We start from the raw sequence: 21,542 nt of genomic DNA, 5'->3' as shown, positions 1-21,542 counted from the left end.
AACGCGGCGTGGATGCGGCAATGCGGCGGGAGGCAGCACGGAACAGGCAACGTTGCGGTAATCTACTGGCTTGATATCCGTAATGCCGGATAGCCAGATACCGACCACACCCATCACCGGAGAATCCGCAATGCCTTCTGTCAGCGAAAAAACCTATCGCCCCGCGCCCGCGACGAAAGTCGCTTTTCTAGGGTTGGGCGTGATGGGTTTTCCCATGGCCGGCCACCTGAGCCGCGCCGGCCATCAAGTCGCCGTCTATAACCGCACGTATTCCAAGGCCGAAGCCTGGGCCGCGGAATTCGGCGGGCGCGCCGCCAAGACCCCGAAGGAAGCGGCGCAGGGCGCCGACATCGTATTCTGCTGCGTCGGCAACGACGACGACCTGCGCAGCGTGGTGCTGGGCGAGGACGGCGCCCTGGCGGGCATGAGCAAGGGCGCGATCTTCGTCGACCACACCACCGCCTCGGCCGAAGTGGCGCGCGAGCTGCACGGCCTCGCCGCAGCCCAAGGGGCCGGCTTCGTCGACGCTCCGGTCTCGGGCGGCCAGGCCGGCGCCGTCAACGGCGTGCTCACCGTGATGTGCGGCGGCGAGCCGCAGCACTATGCCGCGATCGAGCCCCTTGCCTACGCGTATGCCCAGGCCGTGACGCTGCTGGGCGCGCCGGGCTCGGGCCAGCTGTGCAAGATGGTCAACCAGATATGCATCGCCGGGCTGGTGCAGGGTCTTTCCGAGGCCATCGCCTTCGGCCAGGCGGCAGACCTGGACATGGACAAGGTCTTGAAGGTCATCAGCAAGGGTGCGGCCCAGAGCTGGCAGATGGAAAACCGCGGCGCGACGATGGCCGCAGGCAAGTTCGACTTCGGCTTCGCGGTGGACTGGATGCGCAAGGATCTGGGCCTGGTGTTCGACGAGGCCAAGCGCAACGGCGCGCGCGTTCCCGTGACCGCGCTGGTGGATCAGTTCTATGCCGACGTGCAGCAAATGGGCGGCAAGCGCTGGGACACTTCCAGCCTGATCACACGCCTGCGTTCCTGAGACGACATCGGCCGCCAAAAACCGGGGCGCTTTTTGCCTTGGGGCGGCCCGGCGGCAAAAAGCAGCCCCCACGCTGCGCCTTCGGCTTGCTGCCCCCCCGAGGGGGCGCCTTTTGCCTTGGGGCGGCCCGGCGGCAAAAACAACAAAAACGGCTCGCGCAGTATTGGCGAGCCGTAGCTTCTTGCGGCACGCGCCGGCGTAGCCGGCGCTGCCAGGGACTGGCTTACTATTCGGCGTAAGCCTTGGTTTTTTCCTCGAGCTTCTGCTCGGCCACCACCGCAGCCGGCTGCGGCTTGGGCTTGCGATATTTCTTCCAGACGAAAGAAATGATCTGCGCCAGGATCAGCAGCGCCGAAGCGTAGACGAAGCCGGCACTGATCGGGCGATCGATGAAGACCATCATGTCGCCGCGCGACAGCAGCAGGGCCCGGCGGAAATTCTCTTCGACCATGGGGCCCAGCACGTAGCCCAGCAATATCGGCGCCACCGAGAAATCGAGGTAGACCAGCAGCGCGCCGACCACACCGAACACCAGCACTTCACCGACTTCGAACAGGCTGTTCTGGGTACTGAAGCAGCCTACCGCGATGAAGAACAGCGCCGAGGGGAACAGGAACCGGTACGGCACTTGCAGCATCTTGACCCACAGGCCGATCAGCGGCACGTTCAGCACCACCAGCAGCAAGTTGCCGACCCAGAAGCTGGCGATCAGGCCCCAGAAGATGTCCGGGTGCGAGGTGATGAGCTGCGGCCCAGGCTGAATGCCCTGGATCAGCAGCGCGCCGAGAATCAACGCCATCACCGCGTCGCCGGGTATGCCCAGGCTCATGGTGGGGATGAAGTCGACCTGAGTCTTGGAGTGCGATGCCGCCTCCGGGGACGCCACGCCTGCGATCTCACCGTAGCCGAAGCGCTCGGGGTGCTTGGACACCTTGCGCTCGAGCGCGTAGGCCACGAAGGTGGTAATGGTCGGCCCGGTGCCCGGCAGCACGCCGAACAAGGTACCCACCATCGTGCCGCGCAACATGGGGAAGAAAGACTTCTTCATTTCTTCCTTGGTGGGCCGCAAGTCTTTGAGGCTCATTTTCATGCCGCTGCCGACGACCGTCATGCGATTGACGCTGAGCAGGAACTCGGCCACGCCGAACAAGCCCATGGCCAAGGCCACCAGGTCGATGCCGTCTTCGAGGTTGAGCATGCCGAAGGTGAAGCGCATGGTACCCGTGTTGACGTCGGTGCCGACCACGCCGGTGAGCAGCCCGAACAAGGTCATGGCCACGCCCTTGATGGCCGAGCCCTTGGACATGGTGGAACCGGCGAGCAGGCCCAGCAGCATGATGGAGAAGATCTCCGCCGGGCCGAACTTGAAGGCCACTTCGACCAATAGCGGCGAGAAGAACACCATCACGGCGATACCCACGGACGCCGCGAAGAACGAGGCCGCCATGGCCACGCCCAGCGCCGCGCCGCCGCGCCCTTTCTTGGTAAGCGGATAGCCGTCGAGGCAGGCCACGGCATGTGGCGGGTGCACCGGCAGATTCAGCAGAATCGCGCCGATGGCGCCGCCATACATGGAGCCGTAGAAAATACCCGAAAGCATCAGGATGGCCGCCACCGGGTGCATGACGTAGGTCAGGGGCAGCAGAATGGAAATAGCGGCCAGCGCGCCCAGGCCCGGCAGCACCCCGATCAGGTTGCCGGCGACCACGCCGAAAATGGACCACATCAGATTGTGCGGCTCGAATGCGATGCCGAACCCATACATGAGGTCAAGCAGTGACTTCTCTATCATGATCAACCCCAGTGCAGAAGAGGAAATTGCAATTGCAGCAGCCACCAGAAGATGATGATTGCCACGACACACATGGACACGGACAAGATGAGCGCGCCCTTGATCGTATTCATGCGGTCGCCCAGCGCCGAGATGAACACGATGGCGAATGTGGCCGGCAGCAGGCCGGTGAATTCACCCAGGACGATGAACGCGATGATGCTGAAGATGATGCACAGCCAGCCGCGCCATTCCGGTTTGCCCTCGGTCGAGCCCATGTTCTTGTGGCCCAGACCTTCAATTGCAATAATGACTCCCATCAGCGCCAGCAAGGCCCCCACGGCCGCCGGAAAGAAGCCCGGCCCCATGTGGCTCAGCGAGCCGATCTGATAACTAGCCCCCTCTAGAATGGCTCCCAGGCCAAACAGAATCATTAGGGCCCCGCCGTAATAGTCTTTATTTATTTTGCCCTTATACACCAATACAACTCCTTAAAAACACCTGAATCACTACGGCCACGAGCACAGTTGCCGCGCAGAGGGTAGTCGCAAAAGTATGAAGGACGGCACTTTACGCCAACCTGAATTTTAGGGTTATTACTATGACCTATTCATACTCTTTTTTGGTCATGTTTCAAGCGCCGGAACAGCGCCTGCACTTCAGCGGCAAATACCATCGAAACGCGCATGCTTGCTGGTGTTTGCCGGCCGGCTCCGAAGGGCCGCGAAGCCGCTATCGATCGCTATAACTTTTAATATATGTGGTATGAAGCGATGGGCATGCTTCAGTACGCCGGCACCTTGAGCACGGCGCGCAGGCCCACGCCGCCCGCATCATTCGGGTCGCCGTCCTCGAGCACGATGGTGCCGCCGTTGCGCTCGGCATAGGCCAGGGCAATCGCCAGCCCCAGCCCCGAACCGGAACCGCGCATGTGCTGGCGCTGCGCCCCGCCGCGCTCGAAACGCACGAACACGCTGGGGCGCAACAAAGGATCCAGGCCCGGGCCATTGTCGGACACCGATACCCACGCCCATTCGCCTTGCATGCCGGCAGCCACGGTGATGGTGGCGCCGCGTCCCGCATGGTTGATGGCGTTGTGCACCAGATTGGCCAGGGCCTCGTGCAGGCCGGACTCGCTGGCCAGCGCATGGGCATTGCCCGAACTTGCCGCGGCCTGCTGCTCGGCCTGCGAGTCCTGCGCACCGTCGGCGCCATCGGCGGCGCAAGGCGCGGCCCAGCCCAGATCCTGGTTCTGCTCGCGCGCCAGCGGCAAATACTGCAACACCACATCCCGGGCCAGCGCGTTGAGGTCGACCTGTTCGCGTACGACGTTGTGCTGCTGGTTGGCATTGGCCAGGGAAAGCAGCTGCTCGGTCAGGCGCGTCATGCGCCCCAGTTGCAGCACGATGGCCGACAGCGACTCGCGCAGCCTGCTCATGTCTTGCTCGCGCTGCGCGTACTGCGCTTGCGTGAGCATGATGGCCAGGGGTGTGCGCAACTGGTGCGAGGCGTCGGCCAGGAACTGCGCCTGCCGGTCGAGTATGCTGCGGTACAGATCTATATGGTGGTTCACCGCATTGACCAGCGGCACCACCTCGCGCGGCACATGCGCAGTGTCCAGAGGCATGAGGTTGTCGACCTTGCGCGCCCGCACTTCTCTGCGCAGGCGCCGCAGCGGGCGCAGCGCCCACTCGACACTGAGCCATACCAGCAGCAGCACCAGCAGCAGCATGCGTCCGTCGCGAAACAGCGCCGCCAGGCCGGCCTCGCGTTCGGTGTGCAGGCGCACCCCGGTGCTCTCGCCGACCAGCACCAGCACCTGGCGGTGCATGCCGCGGTAATGCAGGTCGCGCCACAGGGCCACCATGCGCACGGCATCGCCGCGGTAGGTGGCGTCGTAGAAAACCGGCACGCCTTCGTGTTCCGCCAAACGCTCGGGGCGCGGCAAGCCCTGCATGCCCAGCAGCCCGCGTCCCTGGAAACGCCGGGCATCGGCCGCAGCCAGCGTCGGCAGCTCGGGGCCGACCTCTTCCACACGGAAATACTTGCGGCTGCCCGCCCGCGATTCCAGCATGACTTGCGCGTAGAAAGGCGGATCGATGCGCAGCGAGCCGTCGGCATTGAACTCGACGCTGGTTTCCAATACCTTGGCCGGCTCCAGCAAGGCGCTGTCGTAGACTTGCTCGGTGATTTCGGTAAGCGAGCGGTAGTCGCCCCAGCTGTCGACCAGCAGCAGCGCCACCACGCCGGGAATCAGCAACATCAGCAGCCAGTAGCGGATGCCTCCGGGCGCCTTGCGGTGCGTCCAGGCCATGGATCAGGGCCCATCCTGCATGCTTTCGAGCATGTAGCCCAGGCCGCGCACCGTGACGATATGCACGTCGCTGCCGGCCAGCTTCTTGCGCAGGCGATGCAGCACGACTTCGATGGCGTCAGGGCTGGCCTCGCTGTCGTGCTCGAACACCTTGCCGAACAGCTGCATTTTCTCGACCGGCACGCCGCTGCGCAGCATCAGCGCCACCAGTGCAGCGTGCTCGCGCGGAGTCAGGTGCACGATCGCGCCGTCCAGCGAAAACGCACGGCTCTCGCTGTCGTATTCCAGGGCGCCGCATTGCAGCCGCGGCACCGGCCGGCCGCGGCTGCGCCGCACCAGCGCGGTCAGCCGCGCCTCGAGTTCTTCCAGCGCGAAAGGCTTGCTCATGAAATCGTCGGCGCCGAGATTCAGGCCCCGCACCCGATCCTGCAAAGCCCCTTGGGCCGTCAGGATCAGCACCGGCGTGACGTCGCCGCGGGCGCGCATCTCGCGCAGCAGCACCAGGCCATGCTTGTCCGGCAGGCGCAGATCCATGACCACCGCATCGTATTCTCGCTCGGCCAGCTTGGCCTCGGCGCTGTGCGCATCGGGCGCGTGATCCGGCACGAACCCGCTCTGCGCCAAGGCGCGCTCGAGCCAGGAAGCCATTTCGCGCTCGTCTTCAACCAACAGTATGCGCATGATCCCCGTCGCGCCCGGAACGCCGCTGGCCCTGCGCGCGCTGGCGCAGGAAGCGCGTGTCCTGCCCACGGCGGAACAGGATCTGCGCCAATTCATTCAGTGCCAGGGTATAGACCTCGCGCTTGAACTCGATGACCGCTTCGAGCGGCACCCAATACTGGCTCCAGCGCCAGGCGTCGAATTCGGGGTGCCGCGTGGTGCGCAGGCACACGTCGGTATCGCGTCCGACCATCCTCAGCAGGAACCAGATCTGTTTTTGTCCTTTATAGTGCCCGCGCGAATCGCGCCGAACAAAATTGTTCGGCACGTTGTAGCGCAACCAGTCACGCGTACGCCCTAATATCCGAACGTGTTCGGGCTGCAGCCCCACCTCTTCGTGGAGTTCCCGGTACATGGCCTGCACCGGACTCTCGCCATACTGGATTCCGCCTTGCGGAAACTGCCATGCATGCTCACGAACACGTTTACCCCAGAAAACCTCGTTTTTTTGGTTTACGAGGATAATGCCGACATTAGGACGGTAGCCTTCGCGATCCAACATAGGCCACCCCAAAAGCGAATTCAATACAATTACGCCTGATTATACGTATCTGCAGAGATCCCCACCATGCGCGCATCCAAGTATCACATCAACACGCTCAAAGAGGCACCGGCCGAGACCGAAGTCGCCAGCCACCGCCTCATGACCCGGGCGGGCATGATACGCAAGGTGGCCGGCGGCATCTATACCTACATGCCCCTGGGCCTGCGGGTGCTGCGCAAGATCGAAAACGTGGTGCGCGAGGAAATGAACCGGGCCGGCGCCATCGAGCTGCTGATGCCCGTGGTGCAGCCGGCCGAGCTGTGGATGGAATCGGGCCGCTGGGAAAAATACGGCGACGAGCTGCTGCGCATCAAAGACCGCCACCAGCGCGACTTCGTGCTGCAGCCCACGTCCGAGGAAGTGGTCACCGACATCGCCCGCAACGAAATCCACAGCTGGCGCCAGCTGCCGCTGAATTTCTATCACATACAGACCAAGTTCCGCGACGAGCGCCGGCCCCGCTTCGGCCTGATGCGCGGCCGCGAATTCACCATGAAGGACGCCTATTCCTTCGACCGCGACGAGGCCGGCGCCCAGGCCAGCTACGACATTATGTTCCAGGCCTACATGCGCATCTTCGGGCGCCTGGGCCTGAAGTTCCGCGCGGTGGCGGCCGACACCGGATCCATAGGCGGCTCGCGCAGCCACGAGTTCCAGGTGATCGCCGACACCGGCGAAGACCTGCTGGTCTACAACCCCGACACGCAGTACGCCGCCAACATCGAACTGGCGGCGGCGCCCTGCCTGATCGAACACCGCGCCGAACCGAAAGAAGAGCTGGTACTGACCGCGACGCCGCAGGCGCCCAAGTGCGAGCTGGTCGCCCAACAGCTCGGCCGGCCCCTGAGCGATACGGTCAAGTCCATCGTGCTGGCCACCGACCCGGCCGAAGACGACGCCGACGGCCAGGTGCGCATCTGGCTGCTGCTGCTGCGCGGCGACCACGAGCTGAACGAAATCAAGGCCGGCAAGCTGCCGGGCTTCGAACGCGGCTTCCGTTTCGCCACCGAGGCGGAAATTCTCGACAGCTTCGGCTGCGTGCCCGGCTACCTGGGCCCCATCGACACCGCCAAGCCTGTCAGCATCATCGCCGACCTGACCGTCGCGCACATGAGCGACTTCATCTGCGGCGCCAACCGCGAGGGCTATCACTATACCGGCGCCAACTGGGGCCGCGACCTGCCGGAGCCGCAGAGCGCCGACCTGCGCAACGTGGTGGCGGGCGACCCCGACCCCAACGGCGGCCACCTGGCCATACAGCGCGGCATCGAAGTGGGCCACGTATTCTTCCTGGGCGACAAATATTCCAAGGCGCTGCAGGCCACATTCCTGGATACCGACGGCAAGCCCGCCCTGCTGCAAATGGGCTGCTACGGCATAGGCATCAGCCGCATCTCCGCCGCGGCCATCGAGCAATGCCACGACGACAAGGGCATCGTCTGGCCGCGGGCGATTGCCCCCTTCGAGGTCGTGATCTGCCCGGTCGGTGCAAACAAGAACGAAAAGGTCGGAAACATTTCGGAACAAATCTACCTGGGCCTGCAAGAGCAAGGGGTGGAAGCGATACTGGACGACCGCGACATACGGCCCGGCGTCATGTTCGCCGAATGGGAACTCATCGGCGTGCCGCTGCGCATTACGGTGGGCGACCGGGGGCTCAAAGAAGGCGTGGTAGAGATCCAGGCGCGCAGCGATGCCGCGGCCGTGAAAGTGCCGGTGGAACAGGCGCAGGCCGCCGCGCTCGAAAGGTTAAAATCACTCTGAATCCCAGGGCTCGCCCGGGGCAGCAAAAGATGCTGCGCCGGGCGGCGCGGTCGGGGCCGCGTGGACACACTGACTAACCATTTCCATGCCCACTGAAACACCTGATAAATTTTCCACTTTCCAGATTCGCGTATATTACGAAGACACCGACGCCGGGGGTGTGGTGTTCTATGCGAATTATTTGAAATTCCTGGAAAGGGCTCGCACCGAATGGCTGCGCGAGCTGGGTGTAGGCCAGCACGAACTGGCACAGCGCCAGCGCCGCGGCTTCGTGGTCAAGGGCCTTGAAATACAATACCGCAAACCGGCGCGACTCGACGACCTCCTCACGATCCGCAGCAGGGTCGTGCGCCTGGGCCCGGCATCGATCACCTTCGAGCAATTTATCGACCGCGAAAGGGAACTGCTGTGTGTTAGCACTGTCCAGATTTGCTGCCTGGATCTGGATACATCCCGCCCTGTCGCACTACCCGTTGAACTTCATACTCTTCTGGAAAAGGTTCAGGAATAAATCATGCACGCCTCCAACGACCTGTCGTTGATCTCTTTGATGCTCAATGCCAGCATTCCTGTGCAGTTGGTCATGCTGATCCTGCTGGGTATCTCGGTCTTGTCATGGACTTATATTTTCAGCAAGCGCGCCACGCTCAGGCGCGCCAATGAACAGACGCGGCGCTTCGAGGACGACTTCTGGGCGGGCGGCGATCTCTCGGTGCTGCAGCAGGCCGTGGCCAGCCGCCGCGCCGAGCACGGCTCGCTGGCGCGCATCTTCGATGCCGGCATGACCGAATTCATCAAGGCGCGGCGCCACGGCGGCGGCGAATCGGCGCTGGACGGCCCGCGCCGCGCCATGCGTGCCACCTACCAGCGCGAAATGGACGGCCTCGAATCGCACCTGAACTTCCTGGCCTCGGCCGGCTCGGTCAGCCCCTATCTGGGCCTGCTCGGCACGGTCTGGGGCATCATGCACGCCTTCATCGGCCTGTCGGCCATGCAGCAGGCCACTCTGGCTTCGGTCGCCCCCGGCATCGCCGAGGCCCTGATCGCCACCGCCATCGGCCTGTTTGCCGCCATTCCCGCGGTCATTGCCTACAACCGCTACACCAATGAAATCGATCGCCTGTCGATCCGTTTCGACAGCTTCATCGACGAATTCCTCAACATACTGCAACGTCAGGTGCGCTGATGCCCTCGAACCGCGGTTACGGCGGCCGTTCGGGACGCCGCCTGAAGAACGAAATCAACGTCGTTCCCTATATCGACGTGATGCTGGTGCTGCTGGTCATCTTCATGGTGACCGCGCCCATGATCACTCCGGGCCTGATCAATCTGCCCTCGGTAGGCCAGGCGGCCGAAGTGCCCGCCACGCCGATCGAAGTACAGATTGCCGAAGACGGCTCGCTGGCGGTGCGACGCCGCGAACCCGGGGCCGAATACGAGAAAACCGCGAGCCAGGATCTGATCTCCAAGGTTCAGTCCATGCTCACGGCCGACACCCCGGTAGTCATCGCCGCCGATGGCAAGGTGCCGTACGAATCGGTCATGAAGATCATGGATGAACTGCGTTCCAACGGCGTCACCCGGCTGGGCCTGCTCGTGAACCAGCAGGCCAATGCCGGCCCGCTGAACAAATGATCGCGCTGCCGCCCGGTAAATCAGGGCGGCGCGCCGAACCCATGAAGCCGACATCATTCAATAGCCCCTCACGGCCCAGCACGCCCGAGCAAAAAGACGAGCGCCGCGGCCTGGTCTACGCGCTGACCATACACGGCCTGCTGATCGTGTTCATGCTGCTGGGATTCCTGATGTCCAGCCCGCGCACACCGAACCCGGTGCAGATCGAGCTGTGGGCCCAGGGCACCACCCCAACGGCCGACGAACCCGATACCGAGCCCGACACCCCCGATCAGCCGGCGCCGGCGCCTACCCCGCCCAAACCCCCCGAGCCGGCCAAGCCGACGCCGCCGCCCACCCCGACGCCCCCGCCCAAGCCGGCGCCGCCCCCACCGCCTCCGCCGCCGCCCCCCGAAACGCCGGCGCAGCCGACTCCTACCCCGCAGCCGCAGGTCGATCCCGACATTGCGCTGGACAAGGCGCGCAAGGAACGCGAAAAGCAGGAACAGGAAAAAGCGGCCCAATTGGCGGCGCAAAAAGCGGCCGAGAAGAAAGCCAAGGAAGACGCGGCCAAGAAGGCGGCCGCCAAGGCCGCGGCTGAAAAGGCCGCAGCTGAAAAAGCTGCAGCTGAAAAGGCTGCCGCCGAAAAAGCCGCGGCCGAAAAAGCGGCTGCAGAAAAAGCGGCTGCAGAAAAAGCTGCGGCGCAAAAGGCGGCGGCAGAGAAAGCCGCTGCAGAAAAAGCGGCTGCGGAAAAGGCCGCGGCCGACAAGAAGGCCAAGGAAGAAGCCGCCAAGAAGGCAGCAGCGGAAAAAGCCGCCGCTGAAAAGAAAGCCAAGGAAGATGCGGCCAAGAAGGCTGCCGCCGCCAAGGCGGCCGCCGAGAAAGCTGCCGCGGAGAAAGCCGCCGCGGCGGAGAAGGCCGCGGCCGAAAAAGCGGCAGCCGACAAGGCCGCCGCCGAGAAGGCTGCGGCGGAAAAGGCCGCGGCCGACAAGAAGGCCAAGGAAGCCGCCGCCAAGAAGGCGGCTGCGGAAAAAGCCGCGGCTGCCAAGCGCGAAGCGCTGCGCAAGGCCATGCGCAGCGATGCCTTGGGCGCCGCCGGCATACCTAACGGCACCGCCGACCACAACCAATCGGGCGGCGGCGGCAACGACAATGGCTACGCTGCCAAGGTGCGCGCCTGCATACGCCCGCGCGTGGCCTATCCGGTGCCGCAGCGCCGCGGCAGCTCGAACCCGACAGTACAATATAGAGCAACCCTCGACCCCCACGGCCTAGTTACCAAGGTGGAAGTGCAGCGTTCCTCCGGCATCCCCGGCTTCGATCGCGCGGTCGCAACAGGAATCCAGAACTGCTCGCCATTCCCGAAACCACCCTCCGGCAGATATCCGTCGTACGTCGACGGCGACTACCGCATGTACGAATAGGAGATTGCAGACATGACAGCAGCCACTCTCGCCCGACCCGCCTCGCCCCATTCCTGGCGGCTGTGGGCCGGCGGACTATTCATGGCCGCAGCCTGCCTGATGGCGGGCAAGCAGGCACAGGCGCAGTTGCGCGTCGATATCTCCGGGGTGGGCGCGACCCAGTACCCGATCGCCATTGCCGATTTCTCCGGCAGCGGGCAAGGCCAGGCAGTGGGCGACGTCATACGCGCCGACCTCAGCCGCACGGGGCAGTTCCAGCTGATCAACGCCACCGGCGCCAATCTCAGCACCGAAAGCTCGGTGTCCTATGACGAATGGCGCAGCCGCGGCGCCGACTATCTGGCCTACGGGTCGATAACGCAGTCGGGCGACCAATACAGTGTCAGCTACCGTCTGGTCGATTCCGTGCGCAAGAGCCAGCTCGATGGTGTCGCCTTCACCGGCACCCAAAAAGAACTGCGCCGCATTTCGCATCAGATCGCCGACCGCATCTATCAAAAAATCACCGGTGTTCGTGGCGTGTTCTCTACCCGCATCGCTTATGTGTTGCAAACCGGCAACACTTATGAGTTACAAATTGCAGACGCCGACGGCCAGAATCCGCAGGTGATGCTGCGCTCGCGCCAGTCCATTATTTCGCCCGCCTGGTCGCCCGACGGCAAGCGCCTGGCCTATGTCAGCTTCGAATCCGGCAAGCCCGTGGTGTATCTCCAGACCCTCGCCACCGGACAACGTTTCCCGGTTGCGAACTTCAAAGGCAACAACAGCGCCCCGGCCTGGTCACCCAACGGACAACAGCTTGCCATCGTCCTCTCGCGCGACAGCATCTCTCAGATCTATACTATCAATGCGGATGGTTCAGGCTTGCGTCGCGTCATGCGCTCCCCCCTGATCGACACAGAGCCTTCGTTTACCCCCGACGGCGGTTCGCTGATTTTCACCAGCGACCGCGGCGGCAGTCCGCAGACTTATAAAGTGCCGGTTAGTGGCGGAGAAGCCCAACGCATTACCTTCAATGGCAGTTACAACGTCTCACCGCACCTGTCGCCGGATGCCAGTAATCTGGTTTACGTCACCCGTAGGGGTGGCGCCTTCCGTATCGCGCTGCAAAACATGTCCAGCGGCTCCGAACAATTGCTGACCAACGGGCCCGACGACCAATCCCCAAGTTTCGCGCCGAACGGTATGCAGATCCTATATAGCTCTATTCAAGGCGGTCGCAGTGTTCTGGCCGTTGTTTCTATCGATGGCCGCGTGCGTCAAACGCTGTCGGCCCTCAATGGCAAAGTGCGCGAACCGACTTGGGGCCCATTCACCAACTAGTTTTCAGTGTGACTCTTCTTTCAAAGGAACTTAAATGAGCTCGCGCATCGCTAAAAGCCTCACTATCGCTGCATTAGCCGCTGCCCTGGCCGCTTGCAGCTCCGTGCCCCTGGATCAAAACGCCAACAACGGCGCCAATGGTTCGGGCTCGGCCAGTGCCGGCCAGGTCATGGATCCGTTCAATCCGCAAAGCCCTCTGGCGCAGCAGCGTTCGGTGTACTTCGACTTCGACAGCTACGTGGTGCCGGATCAATACCGCAGCCTGGTTGAAATGCACGCCCACTACTTGGCCGCGCACAACCAGCAAAAGGTTCGCATCGAAGGCAATGCCGACGAACGCGGCAGCGCCGAGTACAATCTGGCCCTGGGCCAGCGCCGCTCCGATGCAGTCGCCAAGATGATGACCCTGCTCGGCGTGAACAGCAACCAGATCGAAGCCATCAGCTTCGGCAAGGAAAAGCCCAAGGCACTGGGCCACACCGAAGCCGACTATGCTGAAAACCGCCGCGCCGATATCGTCTACCAGCGCTGATATCCGCGCCCGTCGCAGCACGACGCCGTGGCGGCCGACCGCCGCGGCGTTTTTTATTTGAACGGAAACCGATATGAGCCTTCAATCCACGTCCCTGCGCGCAGCCCTCGCCGCCGCCGCCCTGTCGCTGACCGGCTTGGCCCTGCCCGCTCATGCCTTCTCCGACGACGAAGCGCGGCGCGCCATTCTGGATCTGCGCCAGCAGATCCAGCAAATGACCACGCAGAACCAGCAGGCGCGGCTGCAGCTGGCCGACCAGATCCAGACGCTGCAGCACGAAGTCACCACGATGCGCGGCGAGCTGGAAAAACTGCGCTGGGAACAGGATCTCAGCAAGCGCTCCACGCAAGACCAGAGCGGCGGCAGCCCCAAGCAGGTCGGCAATCCGCAAGAACAGGCGGCCTACGACCAGCCCATGGGCCTGTTCCGCAGCGCCAAGTACAAGGAAGCCGCGGCCGGGTTCGGCGCCTTCCTGCAAAAATACCCGAGCAGCCAGCTGGCCTCCGAGGCCCGCTTCTACCAGGGCAGCAGCCTTTACGCCAGCAAGAACTTCAAGGGCGCCATCCAGGAACTGCAGGCGCTGGTACAGGCCGATCCGCACGACCCGCGGGCCGCCGACGCGCTGCTGGTGGTGGCGGCCAGCCAGATCGAACTCAACAGCCTGTCGGGCGCCAAGAGCACCCTGCAGCGCATCGTCAAGTCCTACCCGCAAACCTCCGCGGCTGAAACCGCCAAGAGCCGCCTCAAACTGCTGCAGTAATGCCCCGGCCGTCGGCGCACAGCACGCCCGGCATCGACGGGCACGGCAATCGCCCCCAGCAAAACCGGCAGCGTACCCGCAGGCTGTGGCTGGGCGCGCTTGCCGCCCTGCTTCTGCTGCTGGTGTGCGCCGATGTGCTGGTCGGCCCCGCTCCGGCCAGCGTCGGCGCGTTGGCGCAGGCGCTATGGCGTGCACCGCAGGCCGACCCCACGCTCAGCGTCATCGTCTGGCACATCCGCCTGCCCCAGGCTCTTATGGCCGCGGTGGTCGGAGCCGCACTCGGGCTTGCGGGGGCCGAAATGCAGACGGTACTCAACAACCCGCTGGCCAGCCCGTTCACGCTGGGCATTTCGTCGGCCGCGGCGCTGGGTGCGGCGCTGCCCCTGGTGCTGGGCTTCAGCCTGCCCGGGGTGGCGGAGCAATACATGCTTACGGGCAATGCCTTCGTCTTCGCGCTGCTGTGCGCCTGGCTGCTGGATCTGGTGGCGCGCCGGGCGCGCATCGGCGCCCCCGGCCTGATCCTGTTCGGCATCGCCCTGGTGTTCACCTTCAATGCCCTGCTGTCGCTGATACAGATCGCCGCCAGCGCCGCCGCACTGCAGGATCTGGTCTTCTGGATGATGGGCAGCCTGGCGCGCAGCGACTGGCCGCGGCTGGCCGTCATGAGCCTGGTTCTGGCCCTGGTGCTGGCGCATGCCTGGCGCCAGTCCTGGGCGCTGACCGCGCTGCGCTTCGGCGACGATCGCGCCACCGGCTTCGGCGTCGACCCGCGCAGGCTGCGGCGCGCGGCACTGCTGCGCATCAGCGTGCTGGCGGCACTGGCCGTGGCGCTTACCGGTGTCATAGGCTTCGTCGGTCTGGTCGCGCCGCACATCGCGCGCAGGCTCTGGGGCGAAGACCATCGCTGGTACTTGCCGGCCAGCGCGCTTGCCGGAGGCGTCATGCTGGCCGCGGCCAGCCTCGTCTCCGAACTGATCTCGGCCAGCGTCGTGCTGCCCGTCGGGCTGGTCACCACGCTGGTTGGCATCCCTTTCTTCCTGGCCGCGCTGCTGCGCCGGCGCGTACTGCAATAGCACTCCATGGCGCCAACCACGCAAACCGACTCCCTGTTCGCCGACGGTATTTCGGTGCGCCTGGGCGGGCGCGGGATACTGAGCGGCCTCGATATCCCCCCGCTGCCCGCCGGCGCGCTGGTGGCGCTGCTGGGCCCCAACGGCAGCGGCAAGTCGACGCTGCTCAAGGCGCTGGCGGGACTGGTGCCCGCGCGCGCCGCACGGCTGGCGTTGGGCGCGACCGATCTGCGCCCCATGGCCGCGGCTGCCCGCGCCCATTACCTGCGCTATCTGCCGCCGGGCTTGCCCGCCGACGTGCACCTGAGCGTCTTCGAGGCGGTCATGGTGGCCTTGCGGGCGCGGCCCGGCGCAGCACCCGCCACGAACGCGGCGCGGCGCGTCGCCGCCGTGCTCGATGAGCTGGGCATCGCCGCCCTGGCGGATCGCTATCTGGACGAGCTGTCCGACGGCCAGCGACAACTGGCCGGGCTCGCCCAGGCCATGGTGCATGAGCCGGCCGTACTGCTGCTGGACGAACCCCTGACCGCGCTGGATTTGAACCACCAGCATCATGTCATGCAGATCTTGCTCGGCCTGGCGCACGAGCGCCGCATCCTGGTGGTGCTGGTGCTGCACGACCTGGACATGGCGCTGCGCTATGCCGACCAGGCCCTGCTGCTGACGCACGGCGCCCTGCTGGCGGCCGGTACGCCGGCCGAAGTGATTCGGCCCGATCACCTGGCGCGCGCCTTTTCCATATTGGCCCGCGTGGAATCATCCAGCCTGGGCCATCCCCATGTGTTAGTGTCGGGCCTGGCCGACTCATTCCATTCCTAAATCGATCGTGAACGCGAAAGCGCAGCGCAGCACGGTCGATTTGGAAATGGAACCCGCCGCTTCAATCGATACGGTCGAAGCGCGGGCCGGATCCACGAACAGTCCGAACGAATATTGACGCCCGCCGCGGCCACCTGCCCGAACCCGACAAATCTTTTTTCATGCCCGCTCCCGATCTACCCCAATATCATGTCCAGGGCCTGGACTACCCCATGGCCTACACCGCAACCGGGGCCGGCCCCGCCGTGCTGCTGGTGCATGGCTCTTTGTGCGACTACCGCTACTGGCGCTGGCAGCTGCCGGCCCTGGGCGCGCGCTATCGCGTGCTGGCGCCCAGTCTGCGCGGCTACTGGCCCGCGGCATACACCCGGGCAGACCCGCGTTTCAACGTCGAGCAACACGCCCGCGACCTGGCGGATTTCATACGCCTGCAGCCGGGCGCCAGCCCCGTGCACCTGCTGGGCCATTCGCGCGGCGCCCGCGTGGCGCTGGAACTGGCATGCAACAACCCCGAACTGCTGCGCAGCCTGACGCTGGCCGACCCGGGCTTTCCGGCCGCTGGGGATCCGGCGCCGCCGGCCTTCCACTACGACGCGGTGCGCAGGCTCGAGCAGGGCGACATCGAAGGCGCCCTGGCCGAATTCGTCGACACAGTCAACGGCCCCGATACCTGGCGCCGCATGGTGGGCTGGTTCAAGACCATGGTGCGGGACAATGCCGGCACGCTGCTGTCGCAGGTGCGCGAAGCCGGACTGCCCTTCGACATGGCCAGGGTGCAAGCGCTGGAATGCCCGGTGCTGCTATTGGGCGGCGCCGACAGCCCGCCCCGCTATGGGCGGCGCCAGGACACGCTACAAGCAGTGCTGCGGGATGTGGAGCGTGCGGTCATCCCGCAGGCCGCCCATGGCATGAACTTGGCCAACCCGCTGGCCTTCAACCGCTGCGTGCTGGATTTTTTAGACCGCCATGCTCAGGCCGGCCCGCTCATGGGTACCGGCGACACGACCCCGCGTCCGCTGAAATAGCCTTCCGCATTCTCCAGGAAGCGGTCGAACTGCGCCTGTGCGGCCTCCGGGGAGCGCCCGGCGACGTGCGGCGTAAGCACGACGTTGGACAGGCCGATCAGAGGCTGCGGAGGCTGCGGCTCGCTTTCGTAGACATCGAGCCCGGCCGCGGCGATCACGCCGGTGCGCAAGGCCTCGGCCAGGGCATCGGTATCCACCACGCTGCCGCGCGAAATATTCACCACCACGCCTTTGGGCCCCAGGGCTTGCAGCACCTGTGCATTCACCAGGTGGCGAGTGTCCACGCCGCCGGGCACCGCCGCGATCAGGTAGTCGCACCAAGTCGCCAGGTCGAGCGGCGTGTCGAAATAGCGGCAACCGGCATCGTCGCGCCGGCTGCGGCTGTAGTAGCCGACCTCCATGTCGAAGCCGGCCGCCCTGCGGGCGATCTGGCGGCCTATCATGCCGAAGCCGAGTATGCCCAGACGCTTGCCGCAGACCGTCGGCATGTAGCTTGGAAGAGTGTCGCGGAACAGCCCCTCGCGCACCGCGCGGTCAAGCTTGACAATGCCGCGCACGACGGCCAGCAGCAGGGCGAAGGCATGGTCGGCAACCGTGGACGAATTGGTGCCGGCGCCATTGGCGACCATGATGCCGCGCGCTCCGGCGGCAGCCAGATCGACCCTCTCATAGCCGACTCCCAAGGTGCAGATCAGCTCCAGATTGGGCATGGCGGCTATTTCTTGCCCCGTCAGGCCCACCGTGCCCATGGTCATCACGGCGCGCACGCGCGTACCGTGCTGCGCGACCGCGGCCTGGCGGTCGGCGTCTTTGGGTGCGTAGATCACATCGTATTTGGCGCGCAGCTGCTCAAGGAATTGCGCGCGCAAGGCGACAAGCGCCAATAGGGTGATTTTCTGTGTCATGGCGGGCCGACCCCGGTTCGTATCCGGAGCGCGTCGATACGTAGTTGATGGGCAGCCTGCATCATAGATCAATCGGGCCGGCCGGCGGGCAAGCTCTGCGCAGGCGGCCCCTAGTCCTAGTCCAGCAGCGCCCGGGCTCCTTGCCACAGCGTGTGCACGATCTCGCCCGCCGGCCGCGCCTGCGCCAGTGCGGCCGACTGCCCCGCCCAGGCCTGCATGTGCTGCAAATTGCCCTGCTGGGCCGCCGCCTTGCGCATCGCGGCGGTCAGGCCGCGCTGCACAGGGTACGGGGCCGGAGCCGGCGCAGTGTCCGCCGCAGCGGCACGCACATAGTCATTGACGATGCAGCGCCCCGCCCGGCCGCTGAAGACACGGCTGACCACGGTGTCTTCCGGCGCGGTACGGGCCAGCGCGTCGGCCCAGGCGCGATGGATGCTCGATTCGTCGCTGCGCAGAAAGCCCGTACCCACCAGCACCGCACTGGCCCCCAGCGTCAAGGCCGCCGCCACGCCGCGCGCATCCGCGATACCGCCCGCGGCGACCACCGGAACCCGCACCGCGTCCACGACGGCCGGCAGCAGCGCGAACAGGCCCGCCTGCTGGCGCAAGGCCGAGCCGGCGTCGAAGCTGCCGCGATGGCCGCCCGCCTCGGCGCCCTGCGCAACGATGGCGTCGGCGCCGGCGGCCTCGGCCTGGCGCGCTTCGGCCACGGTGGTCGCCACCGCGAACCAGGCAATGCCACGTGCCTTGAGCTCGCGCACGAATTCCGGCGGATACACACCCATGATGGAAGAGACCACATTGGGCCGCGCATCGAGCATCGCCGCACACTGCGCGGCGAAATCCGGCGGCCGGCCATCCGCAGCTTCGGCAGGAACCGGCGGCCCCCACTGCCCCAGGAAAGCGCGCAGCGCCGCCTCGTGCCCGGCATCGCGCGCCGGCGCCGGGTCGGGGATCCACAGGTTCAGCTGGAACGCGCCCTGGCTGTGTGCGCGGAATTGCGCCACCCAGGCGGCGATGTCGTCGGGCTGCATCAACAACACGCCGCAGGCACCCATGCCGCCCGCCTCGGCCACCGCAACCGACAATTGCGGCGGACACGCTCCCGCCATGGGCGCCAGCAATATCGGGGCACGCAACCCGAAACGGCGGCAGAACTGTTCAGCGCGAGCGCAGGCTGTATTCATGGGATTCCTTATCGGACTATGAGCCGTCGCGCCGCAATAGCACGATGGCGGTTAGCAGCATCAGGCAGGCCGCGCCTACGCTGGGATAGAAAACGGCGCTGCTGAGCGGCCCGGCCGGTATGGCCAGCGGCCCGAGCAATTGGCCTATGGCGAACGTCGTGGTCATGGCCGCGATCAGCCGCGCCGAGTGGGCGCCCGCCACACGGTGCGCCTCGCGAGTGCCGACCATGACGACGATCATGAAGGTGCCGCCCACACAGATTGTGCTGAATACTACGGCGTCCAGCCCCGGCACCAGCGCCGGCGCCAGCACGCCGGCGGCAATCACCACGTGCCCGCAGGCCCAGACCAGGCGAGGCCGCAAGTGGCCGAACAGCCTAGCGCAAATCACCGCGAACACCGCGGACACCAGTCCGAACAGCGGCCAGATCCAGCCGAACACGGCCGGGTCGTCGATGAGCTGCCGGGCAAAGGCCGGCAGGAATGTCGCGGGAATGATGTAGCCGAAGCCAAAGACGCCGTAGCAAATAGCCAATAGCCAGCCCTGCAGCCCGAGTCCGCCCTTGCCGCCCTGCGTGCGCGCCGGCGCCCGCGTGCGCGGCGAGGCGCCCAGGGGCCGCCAGGCATAGGCGCAAACCGCCAATGCGCAGGCTCCGAGCGCCAGCCAGGCGCGGTCGGGCGACTGGCGCCAGACGCCGGCCGCCAGGCCGACCAGGCCGGCGAGCAGCATGCCCACGCCGACGCCGGCAAAGACCCAGCCGTACAGTGCGCGCGACGCGCTTTTTGCCAGCACCGCCAGCACCCATGACGAAATACCCACCAGCGCGTAGGCGCTGGCCACCCCCGTCAGCAAGCGCAACAGCACCCATAGCGAAAAAGCATGCGTCAGGCCGGTGGCGATGGTAAGCACGGCAATGGCCAGCAGGCTCAGCCGCGCGCTGCGGCCCGGTTCGGGGTCGAACAGATAGCTGCCCAGGGCGCCAAGAAAATAGCCGATGTAGTTGGCGCTGGCCAGCCAGGCCCCCTGCCGCAGCGACAGGTCGAAACTGTGCTGCATCAGCGGCAGCAGCGGTGTGAAGGCAAAGCGGCCTATGCCCATGGCCGAGGCGAGGCCCAGGCATGCCACCAGCGTGGCGACATAGGCCGAGATAGCGCCGGCGGGCGCAGGCCGCGCGCCGGCCGTGTCCGTGCTGGTATCCGTGTTGGTGCTGGTGTCTGCGTGCATGTGCACATGCTAGTCTTTTTATTTATTCTCGTATAATGAAATATAAAGAACATATTGTTCTTATTCGAAGAACATATACGGCATCACGCGAAACTCATGCAGGGTTGAGAACAGCGGCGGGCAGCGCAGCATCGCCCGCCGCGCCGCTGCCCGGTAAAGGAACACCATGGAACTGGAACTGGCCGACCTGCGTATTTTCAAGGCCGTGGTGGACGAAGGCGGGGTGCTCAAGGCCGCGCGCAAACTGCACCGCGTCCAGTCCAGCGTCAGCGCTCGCGTCCGCCAGCTCGAAGCCGCGGTCGGCACGCAATTGTTCTACCGCGACAAACAGCGGCTGCTCATCACGCCCAGCGGCGAGATGCTGCTGGCCTATGCCGACAAGCTGCTGCAGCTATCCGAAGAAGCGCGCAGTGCCGTATCGGGCTCGCAGCCCAGCGGCACTTTGAAGATCGGGGCGCTCGAAAGCACCGCGGCCAGCCGCCTGCCGCAGGTGCTGGCCGGCTACCACCACGCCTATCCCGAAGTGCGCGTCGAACTCGTCACGGGCACCAATGACTCGCTCACGGCCGCGGTCGCGCAGCGCCAGCTCGACGCCGCCTTCGTCGCTGAAACCCCGCAGGGCGGCAATTTGTGCTCCATGCCGCTGTTCGCCGAAAGGCTGGTGATCATCTCGGCAGCCGGCCATCCGCGCATCGCGCGCCCGCAAGACGTGGCCGGCGACTCGCTGGTGGCCTTTCCCAACGGCTGCGCCTATCGCCGCGCCCTGGAACGCTGGATCGGCCACGGCAGGCAGCCCGTGGTAAGGGTGCTGGAACTGGCCTCGTACCACGCCATCGTCGCCTGCGTGGCGGCCGGCGCGGGCGTGGCGCTGATTCCGGAGTCCGTGCTGGCCACCACGCAGCACCAGGGCCTTGCCCGGCACCGCCTGCCCGATGCCCATGCGCGCATCGTTACGCCGCTGATCTGGCGCCGCGGCGAATCCAGCGCCGCGCTGTCGGCGCTGCGGGAACAATTGCGCGCGCAGCCAGCGGCGGCCTGATTCAAGGCGGCGGACAAGCCGGACTCTTGTATGAGCCAGGCTTGTCCGCCGTATAGCCCACCCGTGGCTCAGGAAGACGGCTTGCCGCGCTCCTCCTGGCGAGCACGTGCATGGTTGCATGCGTCCAGGGCCAAGGTGGAATGCGCGTACGCACCGCCTGCCCGCATCTCGGCGGCCACCCAGATCGCCTCCATGAGTTCCTGGTCGCTTGCGCCCTCCTTCACCGCCAGCTCGGAGTGCCCGCGGATACAGTACGGGCACTGCGTGACGTGCGCGACGGCAACGGCAATAATCTGCTTCATCTTGCGCGACAAGGCCCCGTCGGCAAACACCTGCGCACTGAAGGCCTTGAACGCGGCCATGGTTTCGGGAGCCGCTTCGGAACGCTGGCGGGCAAGCTCGCGCGTTGCGGCGGGATATAAGGGCGAATCCATAATTTTCCTCTTGATTCAAACACTGCATGAATACTG

General features: G+C 65.4%; 22 protein-coding genes. 13 read left to right on the top strand and 9 right to left on the bottom strand.

Annotation, left to right across the window (positions count from 1 at the left end):
* Window positions 1-130: 130 nt before the first annotated feature.
* Window positions 131-1,036 carry an NAD(P)-dependent oxidoreductase gene (locus CEY11_RS23100; protein WP_088605787.1) on the top strand — a complete coding sequence of 302 codons (906 nt, stop codon included), beginning with the start codon at window positions 131-133 and terminating at the stop codon, window positions 1,034-1,036.
* Between the two features lie 226 nt (window positions 1,037-1,262).
* Here the strand turns inward: CEY11_RS23100 and CEY11_RS23095 are convergent, their stop codons facing one another.
* The 5 genes from CEY11_RS23095 to CEY11_RS23075 form a co-directional block, all read right to left on the bottom strand.
* Window positions 1,263-2,828, bottom strand: coding sequence for a tripartite tricarboxylate transporter permease (locus CEY11_RS23095; protein WP_088605786.1), 1,566 nt, complete (start codon window positions 2,826-2,828; stop codon window positions 1,263-1,265).
* 2 nt (window positions 2,829-2,830) lie between these two features.
* Window positions 2,831-3,241, bottom strand: coding sequence for a tripartite tricarboxylate transporter TctB family protein (locus tag CEY11_RS23090; RefSeq protein ID WP_088605811.1), 411 nt, complete (start codon window positions 3,239-3,241; stop codon window positions 2,831-2,833).
* Window positions 3,242-3,591: 350 nt separating this feature from the next.
* On the bottom strand, window positions 3,592-5,121 hold the full coding sequence (locus CEY11_RS23085) for a sensor histidine kinase (RefSeq protein ID WP_088605785.1): 1,530 nt from the start codon (window positions 5,119-5,121) through the stop codon (window positions 3,592-3,594).
* Window positions 5,122-5,124: 3 nt separating this feature from the next.
* Window positions 5,125-5,802, bottom strand: a complete 678-nt coding sequence (locus CEY11_RS23080; RefSeq protein ID WP_088605784.1) for a response regulator — start codon at window positions 5,800-5,802, stop codon at window positions 5,125-5,127.
* The gene (locus CEY11_RS23075; protein WP_088605783.1) at window positions 5,783-6,343 is read right to left on the bottom strand and encodes an RNA pyrophosphohydrolase; all 561 of its coding nucleotides are present in this window, start codon (window positions 6,341-6,343) and stop codon (window positions 5,783-5,785) included. The genes CEY11_RS23080 and CEY11_RS23075 overlap by 20 nt, the downstream gene beginning before the upstream one ends.
* A 66-nt stretch (window positions 6,344-6,409) precedes the next feature.
* On the opposite strand from CEY11_RS23075, the gene CEY11_RS23070 reads away from it, so the two are divergent.
* From CEY11_RS23070 to CEY11_RS23020, 11 genes are all read left to right on the top strand, one after another.
* Window positions 6,410-8,149 carry a proline--tRNA ligase gene (locus tag CEY11_RS23070; protein WP_088605782.1) on the top strand — a complete coding sequence of 580 codons (1,740 nt, stop codon included), beginning with the start codon at window positions 6,410-6,412 and terminating at the stop codon, window positions 8,147-8,149.
* A gap of 85 nt (window positions 8,150-8,234) precedes the next feature.
* The gene (ybgC, locus tag CEY11_RS23065) at window positions 8,235-8,660 is read left to right on the top strand and encodes a tol-pal system-associated acyl-CoA thioesterase (RefSeq protein ID WP_088605781.1); all 426 of its coding nucleotides are present in this window, start codon (window positions 8,235-8,237) and stop codon (window positions 8,658-8,660) included.
* 3 nt (window positions 8,661-8,663) lie between these two features.
* On the top strand, window positions 8,664-9,335 hold the full coding sequence (tolQ, locus tag CEY11_RS23060) for a protein TolQ (protein ID WP_088605780.1): 672 nt from the start codon (window positions 8,664-8,666) through the stop codon (window positions 9,333-9,335).
* Window positions 9,335-9,784 (top strand): protein TolR, encoded by a 450-nt coding sequence (tolR, locus tag CEY11_RS23055; RefSeq protein WP_088605779.1) that lies wholly within the window; start codon window positions 9,335-9,337, stop codon window positions 9,782-9,784. Before tolQ ends, tolR begins: the two co-directional genes overlap by 1 nt.
* Before the next feature lie 41 nt (window positions 9,785-9,825).
* A complete protein-coding gene (gene tolA / locus CEY11_RS23050) occupies window positions 9,826-11,187 on the top strand; it encodes a cell envelope integrity protein TolA (protein WP_088605810.1) in 1,362 nt (453 codons plus the stop codon).
* 81 nt (window positions 11,188-11,268) lie between these two features.
* A complete protein-coding gene (gene tolB / locus CEY11_RS23045; RefSeq protein ID WP_233155039.1) occupies window positions 11,269-12,510 on the top strand; it encodes a Tol-Pal system beta propeller repeat protein TolB in 1,242 nt (413 codons plus the stop codon).
* Window positions 12,511-12,544: 34 nt separating this feature from the next.
* Complete coding sequence (gene pal, locus CEY11_RS23040) at window positions 12,545-13,042, top strand: peptidoglycan-associated lipoprotein Pal (RefSeq protein WP_088605777.1); 498 nt, start codon at window positions 12,545-12,547, stop codon at window positions 13,040-13,042.
* Window positions 13,043-13,115: 73 nt separating this feature from the next.
* A complete protein-coding gene (gene ybgF, locus CEY11_RS23035; RefSeq protein ID WP_088605776.1) occupies window positions 13,116-13,802 on the top strand; it encodes a tol-pal system protein YbgF in 687 nt (228 codons plus the stop codon).
* Window positions 13,802-14,875, top strand: coding sequence for a FecCD family ABC transporter permease (locus tag CEY11_RS23030; RefSeq protein ID WP_088605775.1), 1,074 nt, complete (start codon window positions 13,802-13,804; stop codon window positions 14,873-14,875). The genes ybgF and CEY11_RS23030 overlap by 1 nt, the downstream gene beginning before the upstream one ends.
* Before the next feature lie 6 nt (window positions 14,876-14,881).
* On the top strand, window positions 14,882-15,691 hold the full coding sequence (locus tag CEY11_RS23025; RefSeq protein ID WP_088605774.1) for an ABC transporter ATP-binding protein: 810 nt from the start codon (window positions 14,882-14,884) through the stop codon (window positions 15,689-15,691).
* A gap of 161 nt (window positions 15,692-15,852) precedes the next feature.
* Entirely contained in the window at window positions 15,853-16,716 is an 864-nt protein-coding gene (locus tag CEY11_RS23020) for an alpha/beta fold hydrolase (RefSeq protein WP_088605773.1), read from the top strand.
* On the opposite strand, the gene CEY11_RS23015 is transcribed toward CEY11_RS23020, so the two are convergent.
* From CEY11_RS23015 to CEY11_RS23005, 3 genes are all read right to left on the bottom strand, one after another.
* Window positions 16,662-17,621 carry a 2-hydroxyacid dehydrogenase gene (locus CEY11_RS23015; RefSeq protein ID WP_088605772.1) on the bottom strand — a complete coding sequence of 320 codons (960 nt, stop codon included), beginning with the start codon at window positions 17,619-17,621 and terminating at the stop codon, window positions 16,662-16,664. The two genes, CEY11_RS23020 and CEY11_RS23015, sit on opposite strands and share 55 nt — an antisense overlap.
* Window positions 17,622-17,737: 116 nt before the next feature.
* The gene (locus CEY11_RS23010; RefSeq protein WP_088605771.1) at window positions 17,738-18,808 is read right to left on the bottom strand and encodes an NAD(P)H-dependent flavin oxidoreductase; all 1,071 of its coding nucleotides are present in this window, start codon (window positions 18,806-18,808) and stop codon (window positions 17,738-17,740) included.
* Between the two features lie 16 nt (window positions 18,809-18,824).
* The gene (locus CEY11_RS23005) at window positions 18,825-20,033 is read right to left on the bottom strand and encodes a YbfB/YjiJ family MFS transporter (protein ID WP_088605770.1); all 1,209 of its coding nucleotides are present in this window, start codon (window positions 20,031-20,033) and stop codon (window positions 18,825-18,827) included.
* A 166-nt stretch (window positions 20,034-20,199) separates the two neighbouring features.
* On the opposite strand from CEY11_RS23005, the gene CEY11_RS23000 reads away from it, so the two are divergent.
* On the top strand, window positions 20,200-21,072 hold the full coding sequence (locus CEY11_RS23000; protein ID WP_233155037.1) for a LysR substrate-binding domain-containing protein: 873 nt from the start codon (window positions 20,200-20,202) through the stop codon (window positions 21,070-21,072).
* A gap of 68 nt (window positions 21,073-21,140) precedes the next feature.
* Here the strand turns inward: CEY11_RS23000 and CEY11_RS22995 are convergent, their stop codons facing one another.
* Window positions 21,141-21,506, bottom strand: a complete 366-nt coding sequence (locus CEY11_RS22995; RefSeq protein ID WP_088605769.1) for a carboxymuconolactone decarboxylase family protein — start codon at window positions 21,504-21,506, stop codon at window positions 21,141-21,143.
* Between the last annotated feature and the right edge of the window lie 36 nt (window positions 21,507-21,542).

Source organism: Candidimonas nitroreducens (assembly GCF_002209565.1).
Lineage (GTDB): Bacteria > Pseudomonadota > Gammaproteobacteria > Burkholderiales > Burkholderiaceae_B > Candidimonas > Candidimonas nitroreducens.
The sequence above is the reverse complement of the archived record's forward strand: the minus strand, read 5'-3'. Positions and strand labels throughout refer to the sequence as shown.